Below are 16,164 nucleotides of genomic sequence, written 5' to 3'. Positions count from 1 at the left end.
CGTACAGGGCGATTCTGGTAAAAACAACAGGTGTGAGCGGATTGCAACATGGCATGGGCTATTGCCGAACCAGCAGCGCTCTGCAGGCGCCTCGGGGCTTGGGGTCTGTCCCGTTCAACGGGACTGACCCCGGTTTTTATCGATTCGCGCGCGCCGCCATGGAAAACCAGGGTCAGTCCCGAAGGGACAGACCCTAAGACTTGTGGCGCCAGCGGAATGCCCGTATCCAGCATCCCAAGACCAAACCCTGGGGTCAGACCCGGCGGGTCTGACCCCAGCCTCTGCTTTGGGGGTAATGCGGCTAGTGGCAATCAACCAGCAGCTGGTGCCGGTACGTTACGCTTGCAGGAACCGTTCGACGATGCCGGCCGAGCCGTAGGCGGAGCGGCGCAGCCGGTCGTTGACGCCCAGCCAGTTGTCGTCCTGCGGCGGGGTCTCGACCAGGATCAGCTCAGCGTCCGTGCGGTCCATCGCGCGCAGCGCGGCGTAGATGCCGTGGGCGTAGCCGGCCGGGTCTTCCGGCAGCGCGTGCTGGGCGGCAGCGCGCGTCAGCAGCGGAGAATAATGGATCAGCGCGACGCGGCGGCCCTTGTCCGCCAGCGCGTTCAGGAGCGCATCCAATTGCGCGGTGACCACCAGCGCCACTGGCGCCTTCGGTGCGTAGTGCGATTCCAGCGTGCCCGAAGCGCGTGGCGCGCTGGCATCCGGGGCGACCGGCATGGCGCCGATCACGGCGGCGATCTGCGTCGCGCTGATGTGGCCGGGGCGCAGCAGCACGGGGCCGTGGGTTGCCAGCCGCGACAGGTCGAGGATCGTCGATTCGATGCCGACCTGGCTGGACCCGCCGTCCAGCACGGTGATGCCGGCCTCATCGCCGAACTCGTCGCGCACGTGCTGCGCCGTGGTCGGGCTGACGTTGCCGAACTTGTTGGCGGAGGGTGCCGCCACGCCGCCTTTGCCGCCCTTGAAGGCGGACAGCAGCGCCATCGCCACCGGGTGCGACGGGCAGCGCAGGCCGACCGTGTCCTGCCCGCCCGAGACCGCGTCCGGGATGTGCGCGTGGCGCTTCAGGATCAAGGTCAGCGGGCCGGGCCAGAACGCGGCGACCAGCCGGCGCGCTTCGTCCGGAATATCGGATACCCAGTAGTCCAGGTCCGCCCCGGGCGCCACGTGGACGATCACGGGATGGTCGTTGGGCCGGCCCTTGGCCGCGTAGATGCTGGCGACCGCGGCGGGGTTTTCCGCGTCCGCGCCCAGGCCATACACGGTCTCGGTCGGAAAGGCGACCAGGCCGCCCGCTTCGAGCGTGGCGGCCGCGTCGAGAATGGCCTGCTCCGTCACGGTGCGATTCCCAGGATGGCGCACGCGGCTTCGAACTGGCGCCGCGCATCGTCCAGCGTATGGCCGACGAACGTGACGTGGCCCATCTTGCGGCCCGGACGCGGATCGTCCTTGCCGTACAGGTGCAGGTTGGCACCCGGCAGCGCGACCACCTTGTCCCAGCTTGGCTCGCGGTACGTCTCGCCCTCGAACCAGACGTCGCCCAGGATATTGAGCATGACGGCCGGCGAATGCTGACGACAATCGCCCAGCGGCAGCCGCGCCATTGCCCGCACCTGCTGGGCGAACTGGCTGGTGACGCAGGCGTCCATCGTGTAGTGGCCGGAGTTGTGCGGCCGCGGCGCCATCTCGTTGACGACCAGCGAGCCATCCGTCAGCACGAAGAATTCGATGCACAGCACGCCCACGTAACCGAGTTCCGCGACGATCGCCGTGGCGGCGTCCTGCGCCTTTTTCGCGCATTCGGCCGTCACGTTCGGTCCCGGCACGGTGGTCGTGAACAGGATGCCGTCGCGGTGCACGTTCTCGGCGATCGGGTAGACCACCGACTGGCCGTCCACGCCGCGCGCTGTCAGCACGGAAATCTCGTACGCCAGCGGCAGCATTTTCTCCAGCAGGCAGGTGACGCCGCCCATCGACTCGAACGCCGCGCGCACGTCCTCGCGCGACGCCACGCGCACCTGGCCCTTGCCGTCGTAGCCCATGCGCACCGTCTTCAGGATGCCGGGCAGCAGCTCGTCGCCGATGGCGTCGATATCCGCCTGCGTCGCGATCACCTTGTGCGGCGCCGGCAGCACGCCGGATTTTTCGGCGCAGCCGACGAAGAACGTCTTCTCGGCGATGCGGTCCTGCGCCACCGAGACGCCGGCGGCGTTCGGCGCGACGAAGATCTGCTGTGCCAGCCGCGCCAGGCTGTCTGCCGGCACGTTCTCGAATTCGGTGGTGACGGCCGCGCACTGCGCGACCAGCTCGTCCAGTGCCGGGCCATCGGTATAGCCGGCATTGATCAGGCGCTGCGCGACTTGCCCCGCAGGGCAGTCGGCGGCGGGCTCCAGCACGACGACCTGGTATCCCATCTGCTGGGCTGCCTGCGCGAACATGCGGCCCAGCTGGCCGCCGCCCATCACGCCCAGCCACGTGGGCGGATTGGCGCTGGGGACGGCGGGTAAAAACTGTGGCTCGGCCAGCGCGGCGAAATCGACGCGCTGGGCCGTATCTGGCTTCATTTCGTTCATTTACTCAAGCGGCAAAATCATGGCCTTCGCGGCCGCGGTCTGGGTAGCGCGGAATGCTTCGAGCTGGTTGGCCAGCGCGTCGTCGGTGGCGGCCAGGATGGCCACCGCCGTCAGCGCCGCGTTGGCGGCACCGGCTTCGCCGATGGCGAAGGTCGATACCGGCACGCCCTTCGGCATTTGCACGATGGACAGCAGCGAATCCTCGCCGCGCAGGTACTTCGACGGCACCGGCACGCCCAGCACCGGCACGATGGTTTTCGCCGCCACCATGCCGGGCAGGTGCGCGGCACCGCCAGCGCCGGCGATGATCGCGCGCAGGCCGCGCGAGCGCGCGGTTTGCGCATACGTGAACATCTCGTCCGGCATGCGGTGCGCCGAGATCACCTGCGCCTCGAACGGCACGTTGAACTGCTTCAGGATAGCGACGGCGTGCTGCATCACGTCCCAGTCGGAGCTGGAACCCATGATGACGCCGACCAGTGGCTGCTTCGACTCGGCCATGCTCAGACCTTCAGCTTCTCGCCCGTCAGGCGTTCGATGGCTTCGAAGTACTTGGCCTGGGTTTTTTCGATCACTTCGGCCGGCAGCGGTGGCGCCGGCGGCGTCTTTTTCCACTCCGTCAGCGTTTCCAGGTAGTCGCGCACGAACTGCTTGTCGAACGACGGCGGCGACATGTCCGGCGCATACGAATCGGCCGGCCAGAAGCGCGACGAATCGGCCGTCAGCACTTCGTCCATCAGGTGCATCACGCCGTTCTCGTCCAGGCCGAACTCGAACTTGGTGTCGGCGATGATGATGCCGCGCGTGGCGGCATAGTCGGCCGCGGTCTTGTACAGCTTGATGCTGACGTCGCGCATTTTCGCGGCCAGGTCGGCGCCGATGCGCTTTTCCATCTCGGCAAAGCTGATGTTCTCGTCGTGCTCGCCCAGGTCGGCCTTGGCGGCCGGGGTGAACAGCGGCTCGGGCAGCTTGTCGGCCTGGCGCAGGCCTTTCGGCAGCTCGATGCCGCAGACGCTGCCGGTGGCCTGGTAGTCTTTCCAGCCGGAACCAATGATGTAGCCGCGCACGACCGCTTCCACCAGGATCGGCTTCAGGCGCTTGGCCACGACGGCGCGGCCCTTTACCTGCTCCACTTCATCAGGCGCCACCACCGATTCCGGCGCCACGCCGGTCAGGTGGTTCGGCACGATATGGCCGAGTTTCTCGAACCAGAAATCGCTCATCTGGTTCAGCACCATGCCCTTGCCGGGGATCGGTTCGTTCATGACAACATCGAAGGCCGACAGGCGGTCGGTCGTGACGATCAGGATCTTGTCGTCGCCGACGGCGTAGTTGTCGCGGACCTTGCCATGGCCGAGCAGTGGCAGGGATTGGATGGAGGACTGGTAAAGGCTTTTCATGGAGGGGAAATGTCTTACGCAAAATAAGCGAAAACCGGCGAGGGGGAAAAACCCGCTCGCCGGTCGAGTGAGTCCGGGCCGCATTGACACACTGTTGCACGCGGCCCGTTCCAAGGCAGGATTTTACTTCACAATCTGGGCCAGTTCACCGGCCTTGTAGCGTTCCGCCATTTTTTCCAGCGGCACCGGCTTGATCTGCGAGGCGCGGCCTTCGCAGCCGAACGCCAGGAAACGGGCCTTGACGACTTCCTCGGCCGCCAGGCGGGCCGGCTTCAGGTAGTCGCGCGGATCGAACTTCGACGGGTTCTGGAACATGAACTTGCGGATCGCGGCCGTCATCGCCAGGCGGATGTCGGTGTCGATGTTGATCTTGCGCACGCCGTGACGGATGCCTTCCTGGATTTCTTCCACCGGCACGCCGTAGGTTTCCTTCATGTCGCCGCCGAATTCACGGATGATCGCCAGAAGTTCTTGCGGAACGGAGGACGAACCGTGCATCACCAGGTGGGTGTTCGGAATGCGCGCGTGGATTTCCTTGATGCGGTCGATCGCCAGGATGTCGCCGGTCGGCTTGCGGGTGAATTTGTAAGCGCCGTGCGAGGTGCCGATGGCGATGGCCAGCGCGTCGCACTGGGTGCGCTCGACGAAGTCGGCGGCTTGCGCCACGTCCGTCAGCAGCTGTTCGCGGGTCATCGTGCCGTCGGCGCCGTGGCCGTCTTCCTTGTCGCCCTTCATGGTTTCCAGCGAGCCCAGCACGCCCAGTTCCGCTTCCACGGTAACGCCGATGGCGTGCGAGAACTTGACCACCTCACGCGACACTTCCACGTTGTAGTCGTAGGAGGCGACGGACTTGCCGTCCGCTTCCAGCGAGCCATCCATCATCACGGACGTGAAGCCCGAGCGGATCGCGGCCATGCAGACCGCCGGCGACTGGCCGTGATCCTGGTGCATGACGACGGGGATGTGCGGGTAGGCTTCGACCGCTGCGTCGATCAGGTGACGCAGGAACGCCTCGCCGGCATACTTACGCGCGCCGGCGGAAGCCTGCATGATGACCGGGCTGTTGACGGCGTCGGCGGCAGCCATGATGGCCTGCACCTGTTCCAGGTTGTTGACGTTGAAGGCTGGCAGGCCATAGCCGTGTTCGGCGGCATGGTCCAGCAGCTGACGCATGGATACGAGGGACATGGTAATACTCCAATCAAATAAAAACCTGTGCGGCGGGCTGCGCAGCTCGTGACCGGGCGCCCGCCTTGGCTGGGTGCGACCTAGCTGAACTCGCCTACTTTGACGATCTTCAGGGCGTTGGTGCCGCCGACCTGTCCCATCGGTTCGCCCCAGGTAACGACGATCATGTCGCCCTTCTTCGCAATGCCATGCTCGACCAGCAGATCTTCGGCCTGCTTCAGCACGTCCCGGCTCGTGCCTTGCTGCAGCAGATAATGCGCGCGCACGTTGCGGTACAGCGAAGCCTTGCGCTGCGTGGTCACGCTGGGCGTCAGGGCGAAGATCGGGGTGTCGATATTGTGACGGCTCATCCACAGCGGCGTCGAACCGGATTCGGTCAGGGCGACGATCGCCTTCACGCTCAGGTGGTGGGCGGTAAACAGGGCACCGTAGGCGATCGACTGGTCGATGCGCGTGAAGCGCACGTTCAGGAAATCGGCATCCAGCTTGTTGTATTCGGAACGCTCGGCTTCCACGCAGACGGCGGCCATCATTTCGACGGTCTCCACCGGGTAGCGGCCGGAAGCGGTTTCGGCCGACGCCATCACGGCGTCGGTGCCGTCCAGCACGGCGTTGGCCACGTCGGACACTTCCGCGCGCGTGGGCACGGCGTTGAAAATCATCGATTCCATCATCTGCGTGGCGGTGATGGCGATCTTGTTCGATTCGCGCGCCATGCGGATCATGCGCTTTTGCAGCGCGGGCACGGCGGCATTGCCCACCTCGACGGCCAGGTCGCCACGGGCGACCATGATGCCATCGGAGGCGTTCAGGATTTCCTGCAGCGCGGGAATGGCTTCCGCGCGCTCGATCTTGGCGATCATCTGCGGCTTGTGGCCGTAGGGTTCGCCGGCGATGTTCGCCAGCTGGCGCGCCATCTCCATGTCGGTGGCGTTTTTCGGGAACGAAATGGCCAGATAGTCGGCCTGGAAGCTCATCGCCGTCTTGATGTCTTCCATGTCCTTCGCCGTCAGCGCCGGCGCCGTCAGGCCGCCGCCCTGGCGGTTGATGCCCTTGTTGTTGGACAGCTCGCCGCCGATTTTCACGGTGGTGTAGATCTCGCTGCCGACAATCTTGTCGACGATCAGCACGATCAAACCGTCGTTGAGCAGCAGCACGTCTTTCGGACGCAGGTCGTTCGGCAGGTTTTTATAGTCGAGGCCGACACGTTCCTGGTTGCCCAGTTCGCCGTTTTCGCCCCATTTGGCGTCCAGGATGAACTTGTCGCCGTTGGCCAGGTTGATCTTGCCCTCTTCAAACTTGCCGACGCGAATCTTTGGACCCTGCATGTCGGCCATGATGGCCACTTCCCGCCCGCACTCCGCCGCCGCCTGCCGCACCAGGTTGGCACGATCGATGTGATCCTGCGCCTTGCCGTGCGAGAAGTTCAGCCGCACGACGTCCACGCCGGCGCGGATCATCCGCGTCAACACTTGCAGGTCGGTGGAAGCGGGGCCGATGGTTGCGACGATTTTAGTGCCACGGGACATTGGGGGTTCCTTGAGCGGTGGTTGAAGAGAAACGAGAAAAAGCGGACAAAAAGCGCAGCGGGCCTGGCGACCGGGCGCTGCGCTCCATCCTGGCCGGCCGTTACTGACCGCCGGCGCGGGACACCAGCACTTCCACCGCCGGCAGGGTTTTGCCTTCCAGGAACTCCAAGAAGGCGCCGCCGCCGGTCGAGATATAACCAATTTTATCGGTAATAGCGTATTTTGCAATCGCGGCCAGCGTGTCGCCGCCACCGGCGATCGAGAAGCCTTTCGACTCGGCAATCGCCAGCGCCAGGGTCTTGGTGCCGTTGCCGAACTGGTCGAACTCGAACACGCCGACCGGGCCGTTCCACACGATCGTGCCGGAGGCGGCGATCTGCGCGGCCAGGGCCTTGGCCGTTTCCGGGCCGATGTCCAGGATCATGTCGTCATCCGCCACGTCCGCCACGGCTTTCACCGTTGCCGCGGCCGTGGGCGAGAATTCCTTGGCGCATACCACGTCCGTCGGGATCGGCACTTGCGCGCCGCGCTTGGCCATCAGGTCGATGATGGCTTTCGCTTCTTCCACCAGGTCCGGCTCGGCCAGCGACTTGCCGATCTTCAGGCCGGCGGCCAGCATGAAGGTGTTGGCGATGCCGCCGCCGACGATCAGGTTGTCGACCTTGTCGGCCAGCGATTTCAGGATCGACAGCTTGGTCGACACTTTCGAGCCGGCAACGATGGCCAGCAGCGGACGGGCCGGCGCGCCCAGCGCCTTGCCCAGCGCGTCCAGCTCGGCGGCCAGCAGCGGGCCGGCGGCGGCGATCGGCGCGAATTTGGCGATGCCGTGGGTCGAGGCTTCGGCGCGGTGGGCGGTGCCGAACGCGTCGTTGACGTAGACGTCGCACAGCTTGGCCATCTTCTGGGCCAGCTCGTCGCTGTTCTTTTTCTCGCCCTTGTTGACACGCACGTTTTCCAGCAGCACGACCTGGCCATCCTGCAGGTTGTCCAGGCCGGCACCGTCGACCCAGTTCTGTTTCAGTTCCACTGGCTGGCCCAGCAGCTCGGCCAGACGCGCGGCGACAGGCGCCAGGCTGTCTTCCGGCTTGAACTCGCCTTCGGTCGGACGGCCCAGGTGGGACGTCACCATCACCTTGGCGCCGGCCTTCACGGCGGCCTGGATAGCCGGCACGGAGGCACGGATGCGGGTGTCTTCGGTAATGTTGCCGGCATCATCTTGCGGCACATTCAGGTCGGCGCGGATGAAAACCCGCTTGCCTTGCAGCGCGTTTTGCGCGATCAGATCGTCGAGGCGAGTGAAGTTCAGAACAGCTTGCATGGTTTCCCAAAGGACAAGTGGTAGAAAGACTGCTATTTTACCGCAGTCGCGGGGTTGCCGACTTATCCATTAGAACAAATGCAACAGCCTCAGCGCCGTGAAAAACAACATGCCGAACACGATCGTCTCCAGCATATTGCGGCGCCACAGGTACCAGCCCACTGCGGCGATGCCGGCAAACACCTTTGCATTGAGCAAGGTGAACGCCTGGGTGGACGGCTCCAGCAGCAGGTCCGGGCCGATGATGGCGGCCAGCGCGCACGAGGGCGCGTAGCGCAGCATTTCCTGCACGCGGCGCGGGATCGTCACCTTGTGGCCGACCAGCCAGAAGCCGCTGCGGGTGATCGCCGTGGAGATGGCCAGCGCGACGATGACGATCCAGATTTCGACGTCGCTCATCCCTGCCCCTCCTTGCGCGCGGCTGGCGCGAACTTGTCGCCCAGCTCCTCGACGGCCATGGCGGTGATCATGCCGATCAGCACCGCGGCCAGCAATCCCAGTTTATAAGGCAAGCCTGCGGCCAGCACCGACACGGCGCCCGCCACCAGCACGCCGCACAGCGCGGGCCGGCTGACGACCATCGGCACCATCACGCAGATGATGGCGAGCGTGCCGGCAAAACCCAGGCCCCATTCGGCCGGCACCGCGTTGCCCAGGAAAATACCGGCGATGGAACCGACCTGCCACGCGCCCCAGTTCGGGTACAGCAGGCCTTTCAGATAGGACAGCTTGCCGGGCGCCGGGGCGGGGTCCGGGTAGCGCTGCAGGAACAGCGCGACGGAGATGTCGCCGGAAACAAAGCCCAGGTGCAGGCGCTGGTACCACGGCAGCATGCCGAAATGCGGCGCCAGCAAGGCGGAAAAGATCACGAAGCGCAGGTTGACGACCAGCGCGGTGGCGAAGATGACCCAGATCGGCGCGCCGGCGGCGATCAGCGGCAGCGAGGCCAGCTGGGCGGAGCCGGCAAAGACCATCAAGGTCATGCCCAGCGCCTGCGGCAAGGTCAGCCCGGACTTGATCATGGCGACCCCGACGACCAGGCCCCATGCGCCGATGCCGAACAGGGTGGGAATACCGGTCCTGACGCCGTCGCGCCAGGCGGCAGGATCGGGGGTCGTTACGTCGCTTGCTTCGCTCATCTGCATTAAGTGTGGCTTCCCTGCCACACATTGGAAACGATGGCTGGCGGCTGCTGCATGAAAGGTATCCCGGCCTGGCCCTGGCGCATGGCTTGGACGGGGGTTCTCGAAGGCCGTCATTTTAGCGGCGAATGCTGGGCGCTGCCCGAATCCGTTAAAATCGTGCTTTTTGAACTCCGGAGCATCAGAACATGAGCAACGCCACCACGCCAGTCGAACTCGAAGGTAAGGATCTGCCGGCATTTTGCCCGAACCCGGCCATGCCGCTGTGGTCCGGCCATCCGCGCGTGTTCCTTGATTTCGCCGCCAACGGCGAGGCGAAGTGCCCCTACTGCGGCACCGCCTACCGCATCAAGCCGGGCACGGCCGTTCATCACCACTGATCCTGTCCGGCCGCGCGCGATGAAGAAGAAACAGCTGAACGGCAGCCCCGCCGAGGTGGAAGCGGCCTTCTACGACGCGCTCAACCGCGCCGACGTGGAAGCGCTGATGGCACTGTGGGCCGACGACGAGGAAGTCGTCTGCGTCCACCCGGGCGGCGCCCGCCTGATCGGCCATCGCGCGATCCGCGAATCGTGGACGATGCTGCTGGAACACGGCGGCCTGCACATCCTGCCATCGCAGCTGCACGAGACGCACAACCTGATGAGCGCGGTGCACACGGTCGTCGAAGGTGTCACGGCCGCGCAGGGCGAGCCGCAGCACCTGGTCGCCACCAACGTTTACATGAAGACGCCGAAGGGCTGGCGCATCGTGCTGCACCACGTCTCCGTCGCGCCCGGCGCCGTGCCGGCCGAGCCCCCCTCGCAGATTCTGCATTGATGTTTCTTCAAAAATGGGGACAGACCCCATTTTTCAGGAAATCTTTTCCATGAAATATTCTGCGCCGCTGTGGCTGCCCAACGGTCACTTCCAGACGATCTACCCCGCCAAGTGCATCCCGAAGCCGGCCGTGGCCTTGCGCCGCGAGCGCTGGCCGACGCCCGATGGCGACTTCATCGATGTCGACTTCATCGACGGCACGCCCGGTGCGCCGTTTGTCGTGCTGTTCCATGGGCTGGAAGGCTCGTCGGACAGCCATTACTGCCGCGCCCTCGGTGCGGAACTGGTGGCGCGTGGCTGGTCCGGCGCGATTCCCCACTTCCGCGGCTGCTCGGGCGAACCGAACCTGGCGCCACGCTTTTACCATTCCGGCGACGCGCAGGAGGCCGACTGGATCCTGCGCCGCCTGCACCCGCGCGCGACGGGCAAGTTCTACGCCTGCGGCGTCTCGCTGGGCGGCAACGTGCTGCTGCGCTGGCTGGGCGAATCGCAGCACACGGCGGAATTCGTCGATGCGGCGGTGGCCGTGTCCGCCCCGCTCGACCTGGCGCGTGGCGGCGAGGCGCTGGGGCGCGGCTTCAACAAGGTCTACCAGCGCATGTTCCTGCAGACCTTGAAACCGAAGTGCGCGGCGAAACACACGCAGTTCCCCGGCCTGTTCGATCTCGATGCGATGCATGCGGCGGCCGACCTCTACACCTTCGACAATATCGTCACGGCGCCGCTGCACGGCTACCGCAACGTGGAGGATTACTGGAACCGCGCCAGCGCCAAGCACGTGCTGGAGGACATCACGGTGCCGACCCTGGTGCTGAACGCCCGCAACGACCCTTTCCTGCCGGGGCAATTCCTGCCGACGAAGGCGTCCTCGCACGTGGTGCTGGACTACCCGGCCGAAGGCGGCCACGTCGGCTTCGCCACCGGCCGCCTGCCCGGCAGCCTGGCCTGGCTGCCGCGCCGCATGATCCACTTCCTCGAGGGAGGCCGCAGTATCGGCGCGCCGCAAACGGCCGCGCTGTGCGATGCTTGAACCATGGACGATATCGTAAAACAGGCAATGGCCAAATGGCCCAACGTACCCCACTGCTACGGCTGGCTGGCGCTGGACGCGCGCGGCAACTGGCGCATGCGCGACGAGCGCGCGCAGCAGCAGGATCTGCCGGGCGACAAGCTGACGAACACGGCGCTGGTAGGGTTCATCAACCGCAATTATCAGCGCGACGAGCGCGGCTGCTGGTTCTTCCAGAACGGCCCGCAGCGCGTGTTCCTGAACCTGGAAGCGACGCCTTTTGTCGCCCGCACCGATCCTGCCCAGGGGCTGGTGCTGCACACGGGCGCGCCGCTGCCGGCGCCGCAGGCGGCGTTCCTGACCGAGGCGGGCGAGTTGATCCTGCAGGCGGGCGAGACCGTCGCGCAACTGGACGACCGCGACTTCGCGCAGGCGCTGGAATGGTTCGAGCTCGATGGCAAGCCGCTGGCGGATGACGCGCTGCTGGCATGGATCGAGCGGCCGCAGGGCATGCTGACGGTGCGGATCGGTGGCGCGGCGGTGAACGTTGAACGCATCGCGCGGGACGAGGTGCCAGCGCGGCTGGGGTTCGTGAAGCTGCCTGCGGCTTGACGGACGTCGGTGATGCGTTCAGCGACCCGCTTGCGCATTTTTCACCCCAAGACCTGAATCTGGGGTCAGACCCGCCGGGTCTGTCCCCGGCTCTTCGCAGGTGGGTGCAACAAGGCCCGCGGCATGCAGAAAGTATTTCGGTTGCCCTACCGCCGCTGCTGCCCCCAGGGCGTCTGCCGTGGCACTGCCGCGCAACGTGGCGAATCGGCCAGCATGCCGCGGCATGAAGGATCGGCGGGCTCCTGCATCTCCTGCGCCGGCGCGGCCTTCACGCTGCCGCTGACGGCAAACCCCTTGTCCTTGCCCTTCTCGCCCAGCGCCTCGCGCCGCTTGGCCTGCCACTCGCGCTCGCGCGCATCGATGACGGCGTGCTCGTAGAACGACGCATCCGGCGCCTTGCGCGCCAATACGAGCTGGTCCAGCGCGGCCTGCGTGCCGCCCAAGAGCGCGTACGACTCGGCCAATGCGATGTGCTGCAATGCGATCTTGCCCATCTTCGAATACGCCTGCGCCAGCAAATCCTGCAGCTCCGGCTCACTGCGGTACATCTGCAACTGGTCGCGCAGGAAGCGTTCGGCCTGTTCCGGCTTGCCGCCCTTGATCAGCGCGTCCGCATACTGCCAGACGATGCCGCGCGACAGCGGGAACTTGGCATGCGCCACCTCCCCTTCGCGGATGGCCTGGGCGATCACGGCCGGCTTGTCCTCCTGGTCGACCTTGATCTCCAGCGAGGTATAGGCCAGCACACTGTCCGCAACGCCTTTCGGCAGTGGCGAACTGAACGCGCCCGGCGCCGGGGGACGCTCGATCGTCGCGGCAGTCTTGTCCAGCCAGCTTTGCGCGCCAGCGTAATCGCGGCGCTTCAAGGCCAGGATCGCCATGCCGTACTGGGCCGACGCGATCTGGTGCCGGCTGGGCTGCTGCAACTGGTTGCGCAGGAATTCCTCGGTCTCCGCCAGACCCTTGCTGGACGTGTCCTGCAGCACGCGGGCGCGGGCGCGCACGAGGAAGAAGTCCAGCGCGTCGACCCGCTGGCGATAGGGCTGCTCGCGAATGCGCGCCTGGATGTCGGCGATGCGCTCGGTCGTCAGCGGGTGGCTTTGCAGGTAGGCGGGCACCAGGTCGCTGTAGTTGCGCGTGGCCGTCTGCAGGCGCTGGAAGAACGCCACCATGCCATTGGTCTCGTAGCCGGCCGCGCCCATGATCTGGAAGCCGATGCGGTCGGCTTCGCGTTCGGCGTCGCGGCCGAAGTTCAGCTGGCGCTGGATCGCCAGGCCCTGCCCGCCCATCATGACGCCCATCGCCGCATCCGGATTGGATTTCGCCGCCAGCGCCGCCAGCACCATCGCCGCCAAGGGAATGAGCGCATCGGTTTTCTGCTCGCCCAGCTGGCGCGCGATATGGCGCTGCGCCACATGGCCGATCTCGTGCGACAGGACCGACGCCAGCTCGGACTCCGTCTGCGCCGCCAGCAGCAGCCCGGAATGCACGCCGATGAAGCCGCCCGGCAGCGCGAACGCGTTCAGCATCGGATCGCGCACGCAAAAGAAGAAATAGTCGTAGTTGGCCTCGCCGCGCGAACCGGGCCGCGCCGCCACCAGGTTGTTGCCCAGCGCGTTCAGGTACTCGATGATGGGCGGATCGTCGAGGTAGTCGCGGTCGAAGCGGATGTCGCGCATGATCTCCTCGCCCAGCTTGCGCTCGGTGACGGGCGACAGGGCCTCGCGCGACGTGTCGCCCAGGCTGGGCAGGTTCGGCACGTTGGCGGGCGCCAGCGGCTGCGGCGCCGTCATGGCGGCGGGCGTGGCGATCAGCAAGGCGGCCGCGACGGCAAGCAGGCGGCGGGGAAAATGGGTGGCATTCACGGTGCTATGATACCTGTTCGTTCCGACTGCGGCCGAGATGGCCCCGTTTCACTTAGTTTCACTTACTAACAAGATTCCACCATATGTCCGACCAGCTCACCCACTTCGATAACGCCGGCCAGGCCCACATGGTCGACGTCGGCGCCAAGGCCGAAACCCACCGCATCGCCATCGCCACCGGCACCATCCGCATGAAGCCGGAAACCTTGGCCATCATTTTATCGGGAACGGCCAAGAAGGGCGACGTGCTGGGCATCGCCCGCATCGCCGCCATCATGGGCGCCAAGCGCACCAGCGACTTGGTGCCGCTGTGCCATCCGCTGGCGCTGACGCGGGTGACCGTCGATTTCGAGACCGACGAGGCGGCTTCGTCTGTCCACTGCCGGGCGCAGGTGGAGACTTATGGGAAGACTGGCGTCGAGATGGAGGCGTTGACGGCGGTGCAGGTGGGGTTGTTGACGGTGTATGACATGTGCAAGGCCGTGGATCGGGGCATGGTCATGAGCGAAATCCGGGTGCGGGAAAAGCACGGTGGGAAGTCAGGGGATTGGAGCGCGTAATGGCGGCTGCACAATCCTGCACGTTTCCTACGTTGGACACGCGATACGATACGTAAATTTGCGTTGCCTCCAGGGTATGATTTCTGAGACTTGGTGATTGCCACAGCTATAATATCTGTTTCTCTGGTGTGGAAAGAGTCAGATGAGTAGCAGTGCGCCTGCGGGTGACAACGCTCCCCGCGTGTATGAATTCGAGCAGATGAACCTGCAGGTGGGCGGGCGCGTACAGTTCATTACGCATCGCACCCTGAAGCCCATCCAGCACTTCTCCAGCGTCGTCGGCTGGGTCAAGGACGAGTACCTGATCGTCAAGATCCCGTTCGAAAACGGCGCACCCATCGCGTTGAACGAGGGCGACAAGCTGACCTTGCGCGTGTTCTCCGGCGTGAACGTGTGCTCGTTCTCCTGCGTGGTACAGCGCGTGTTCCAGCGGCCGCTGTACTACGCCCACGTTTCCTTCCCCGACCAGATCCAGGGCACCAACCTGCGCACGGCGATGCGCGTCAAGGTCGACATTCCCGCCCAGCTCAAGGGCAGCGCCGGGATCGACCAGCGCGTGTTCATCGTCAACCTGAGCGTTTCCGGCGCGCTGGTCGAGACGGCGCACGAGCTGGCGCAAAACACCGGCGACGTCGTGCTGCGCTTCACCCTGATTACACAGCCGGGCAACCGCGAGGTCATGGTCACCACCAAGGCCATCATCCGCAACGCCGGCACGGCCAAGGCGCCCGGGCCGAACCTGCCGCCGCTGTTCTCGTACGGGCTGCAGTTCGCCGACCTGGATCACGCGCACTACCTGATGCTGCAGAACCTGACCTACGAAGCGCTGATCGCGGACCGGCAGAAGATCGTCTAGCCGCGCGTTGTCGCGGCCTTGCTTTTCCGATAACCTGACAGGCTTTCATCCCTTCGAGGAAAAGCCTTGACTGCCCTGCGCCGCCGCACTACTTCCCTGCTCCTGCTGCTGCCGTTGACCGGCTCCGCCGCGCCCGATCCGGCGGCCCTGCGCGCCATCGTCGACGAGACCGTCCGCCCCCTGATGGCCGAACACGACCTGCCCGGCATGGCCGTGGCCGTCACGGTGGATGGGCAGTCCGCCATCTTCAACTACGGTCTCGCCTCGCGCGCGGACAACAAGCCGGTGGACGAGCGCACCGTGTTCGAGATCGGCTCCGTCAGCAAGACGTTTGCCGCGACCCTGGCCAGCTGGGCCCAGGTGCAGGGCAAACTGTCGCTGGCGGCTCATCCCAGCAAATATTGGCCGGCCCTGAAAGGCAGCGCCATCGACAAGGCAACCGTGCTGCACCTGGGCACCTACACGCCCGGCGGCCTGCCGCTGCAGTTCCCGGATGAGCTGACGGACCCGGAACCGGCGCGCTACTATCGTGATTGGAAGCCGGCGGCCGCGCCAGGCAAGAGCCGCGAATACTCCAACCCCAGCCTGGGACTGTTCGGCCACGTGACGGCGCGCGCGCTCGGGCGCGATTACGCCGAGGCCGTCGAGACCATCCTGTTCCCGGCATTCGGCATGACAAGCAGCTACGTCAATCTGCCCGACACCGCGCGGCCGAACTACGCGTGGGGCTACCAGGATGGCAAGGCCGTGCATTTCACCGAGGAGCCGTTCAGCGCGATAACGTACGGCGTGCGAGCCACCGCTGCCGACCTGCTGCGCTTCGTGCAGGCAAATATGGCGCCGCAGCAGCTCGAGCCGGTGCTGCGGCGCGCCGTCGAGGGCACGCACGTCGGCCACTTCCGTGTCGGCGCCATGGTGCAAGGGCTGGGCTGGGAGCAGTACGCTTACCCCGTCAAGCTGCGGACGCTGCTGGATGGGAACTCGGAAAGCATGATCTGGGAGCGCCATCCGGTGCGGCGGCTGAAGAGAGCAAGCGTTCCCGCAGGCCCGACGCTGTATAACAAGACCGGCTCGACCGGGGGATTCGGCGCTTACGTACTGTTCGTGCCGGAGAAAAAAATCGGCATCGTCATGCTGGCCAACCGAAATTATCCGATTCCCTCTCGGGTAAAGGCTGGATATGCCATCCTGGAGCGACTTGCGACGAAGGTGGCGATAAGCAAGTGAGCCACGCTTATTCCAGGGTATTTCGAAAAATAATTGCTTTAAAACGCCGGGATGCTATTATAT

At 65.4% G+C, this 16,164-nt stretch carries 17 protein-coding genes; 7 read left to right on the top strand and 10 right to left on the bottom strand.

All coding sequences use genetic code 11. The annotated features are described in order from the left end of the window. Positions 1–336: 336 nt before the first annotated feature. From E7V67_001685 to E7V67_001645, 9 genes are all read right to left on the bottom strand, one after another. A complete protein-coding gene (locus tag E7V67_001685) occupies positions 337–1,365 on the bottom strand; it encodes an L-threonylcarbamoyladenylate synthase (GenBank protein ID WUR13843.1) in 1,029 nt (342 codons plus the stop codon). Beyond that, a complete protein-coding gene (locus tag E7V67_001680; GenBank protein WUR13842.1) occupies positions 1,338–2,567 on the bottom strand; it encodes a 5-(carboxyamino)imidazole ribonucleotide synthase in 1,230 nt (409 codons plus the stop codon). Before E7V67_001680 ends, E7V67_001685 begins: the two co-directional genes overlap by 28 nt. Before the next feature lie 9 nt (positions 2,568–2,576). After that, on the bottom strand, positions 2,577–3,077 hold the full coding sequence (gene purE / locus E7V67_001675) for a 5-(carboxyamino)imidazole ribonucleotide mutase (GenBank protein WUR13841.1): 501 nt from the start codon (positions 3,075–3,077) through the stop codon (positions 2,577–2,579). Positions 3,078–3,079: 2 nt separating this feature from the next. Continuing rightward, a complete protein-coding gene (locus E7V67_001670; GenBank protein WUR13840.1) occupies positions 3,080–3,976 on the bottom strand; it encodes a phosphoribosylaminoimidazolesuccinocarboxamide synthase in 897 nt (298 codons plus the stop codon). Between the two features lie 123 nt (positions 3,977–4,099). Continuing rightward, positions 4,100–5,164, bottom strand: a complete 1,065-nt coding sequence (gene fba, locus E7V67_001665) for a class II fructose-bisphosphate aldolase (GenBank protein ID WUR13839.1) — start codon at positions 5,162–5,164, stop codon at positions 4,100–4,102. Between the two features lie 80 nt (positions 5,165–5,244). Then, positions 5,245–6,693 (bottom strand): pyruvate kinase, encoded by a 1,449-nt coding sequence (gene pyk, locus E7V67_001660; protein ID WUR13838.1) that lies wholly within the window; start codon positions 6,691–6,693, stop codon positions 5,245–5,247. A gap of 100 nt (positions 6,694–6,793) precedes the next feature. Further along, a complete protein-coding gene (locus E7V67_001655; protein WUR13837.1) occupies positions 6,794–8,011 on the bottom strand; it encodes a phosphoglycerate kinase in 1,218 nt (405 codons plus the stop codon). 69 nt (positions 8,012–8,080) lie between these two features. After that, complete coding sequence (locus tag E7V67_001650) at positions 8,081–8,410, bottom strand: AzlD domain-containing protein (protein ID WUR13836.1); 330 nt, start codon at positions 8,408–8,410, stop codon at positions 8,081–8,083. Further along, positions 8,407–9,150 (bottom strand): AzlC family ABC transporter permease, encoded by a 744-nt coding sequence (locus tag E7V67_001645; protein ID WUR13835.1) that lies wholly within the window; start codon positions 9,148–9,150, stop codon positions 8,407–8,409. The genes E7V67_001650 and E7V67_001645 overlap by 4 nt, the downstream gene beginning before the upstream one ends. 191 nt (positions 9,151–9,341) lie before the next feature. Between E7V67_001645 and E7V67_001640 the strand changes: the two genes are divergently transcribed. The 4 genes from E7V67_001640 to E7V67_001625 are packed head-to-tail and all read left to right on the top strand — an operon-like array spanning position 9,342 to position 11,593. Further along, on the top strand, positions 9,342–9,533 hold the full coding sequence (locus E7V67_001640; protein WUR13834.1) for a zinc-finger domain-containing protein: 192 nt from the start codon (positions 9,342–9,344) through the stop codon (positions 9,531–9,533). A gap of 19 nt (positions 9,534–9,552) precedes the next feature. Beyond that, positions 9,553–9,972, top strand: a complete 420-nt coding sequence (locus E7V67_001635) for a DUF3225 domain-containing protein (protein ID WUR13833.1) — start codon at positions 9,553–9,555, stop codon at positions 9,970–9,972. A 49-nt stretch (positions 9,973–10,021) separates the two neighbouring features. Continuing rightward, entirely contained in the window at positions 10,022–11,002 is a 981-nt protein-coding gene (locus E7V67_001630; protein ID WUR13832.1) for an alpha/beta fold hydrolase, read from the top strand. Positions 11,003–11,005: 3 nt separating this feature from the next. After that, positions 11,006–11,593: a DUF2946 family protein gene (locus E7V67_001625; GenBank protein ID WUR13831.1), complete on the top strand. Its 588-nt coding sequence runs from the start codon at positions 11,006–11,008 to the stop codon at positions 11,591–11,593. 146 nt (positions 11,594–11,739) lie between these two features. Here the strand turns inward: E7V67_001625 and E7V67_001620 are convergent, their stop codons facing one another. Further along, positions 11,740–13,386 carry a M48 family metalloprotease gene (locus tag E7V67_001620; protein WUR16208.1) on the bottom strand — a complete coding sequence of 549 codons (1,647 nt, stop codon included), beginning with the start codon at positions 13,384–13,386 and terminating at the stop codon, positions 11,740–11,742. 155 nt (positions 13,387–13,541) lie between these two features. Between E7V67_001620 and moaC the strand changes: the two genes are divergently transcribed. The 3 genes from moaC (at position 13,542) to ampC (ending at position 16,101) form a co-directional block, all read left to right on the top strand. Continuing rightward, on the top strand, positions 13,542–14,018 hold the full coding sequence (moaC, locus tag E7V67_001615; GenBank protein ID WUR13830.1) for a cyclic pyranopterin monophosphate synthase MoaC: 477 nt from the start codon (positions 13,542–13,544) through the stop codon (positions 14,016–14,018). Between the two features lie 142 nt (positions 14,019–14,160). After that, positions 14,161–14,874 (top strand): flagellar brake protein, encoded by a 714-nt coding sequence (locus E7V67_001610; GenBank protein ID WUR13829.1) that lies wholly within the window; start codon positions 14,161–14,163, stop codon positions 14,872–14,874. Positions 14,875–14,940: 66 nt separating this feature from the next. Continuing rightward, positions 14,941–16,101, top strand: a complete 1,161-nt coding sequence (gene ampC, locus E7V67_001605) for a class C beta-lactamase (protein WUR13828.1) — start codon at positions 14,941–14,943, stop codon at positions 16,099–16,101. Positions 16,102–16,164 lie beyond the last annotated feature (63 nt).

The organism is [Empedobacter] haloabium, assembly GCA_008011715.2.
In the GTDB taxonomy this organism is placed as follows: domain Bacteria; phylum Pseudomonadota; class Gammaproteobacteria; order Burkholderiales; family Burkholderiaceae_D; genus Rugamonas; species Rugamonas haloabia.
The sequence above is the reverse complement of the archived record's forward strand: the minus strand, read 5'-3'. Positions and strand labels throughout refer to the sequence as shown.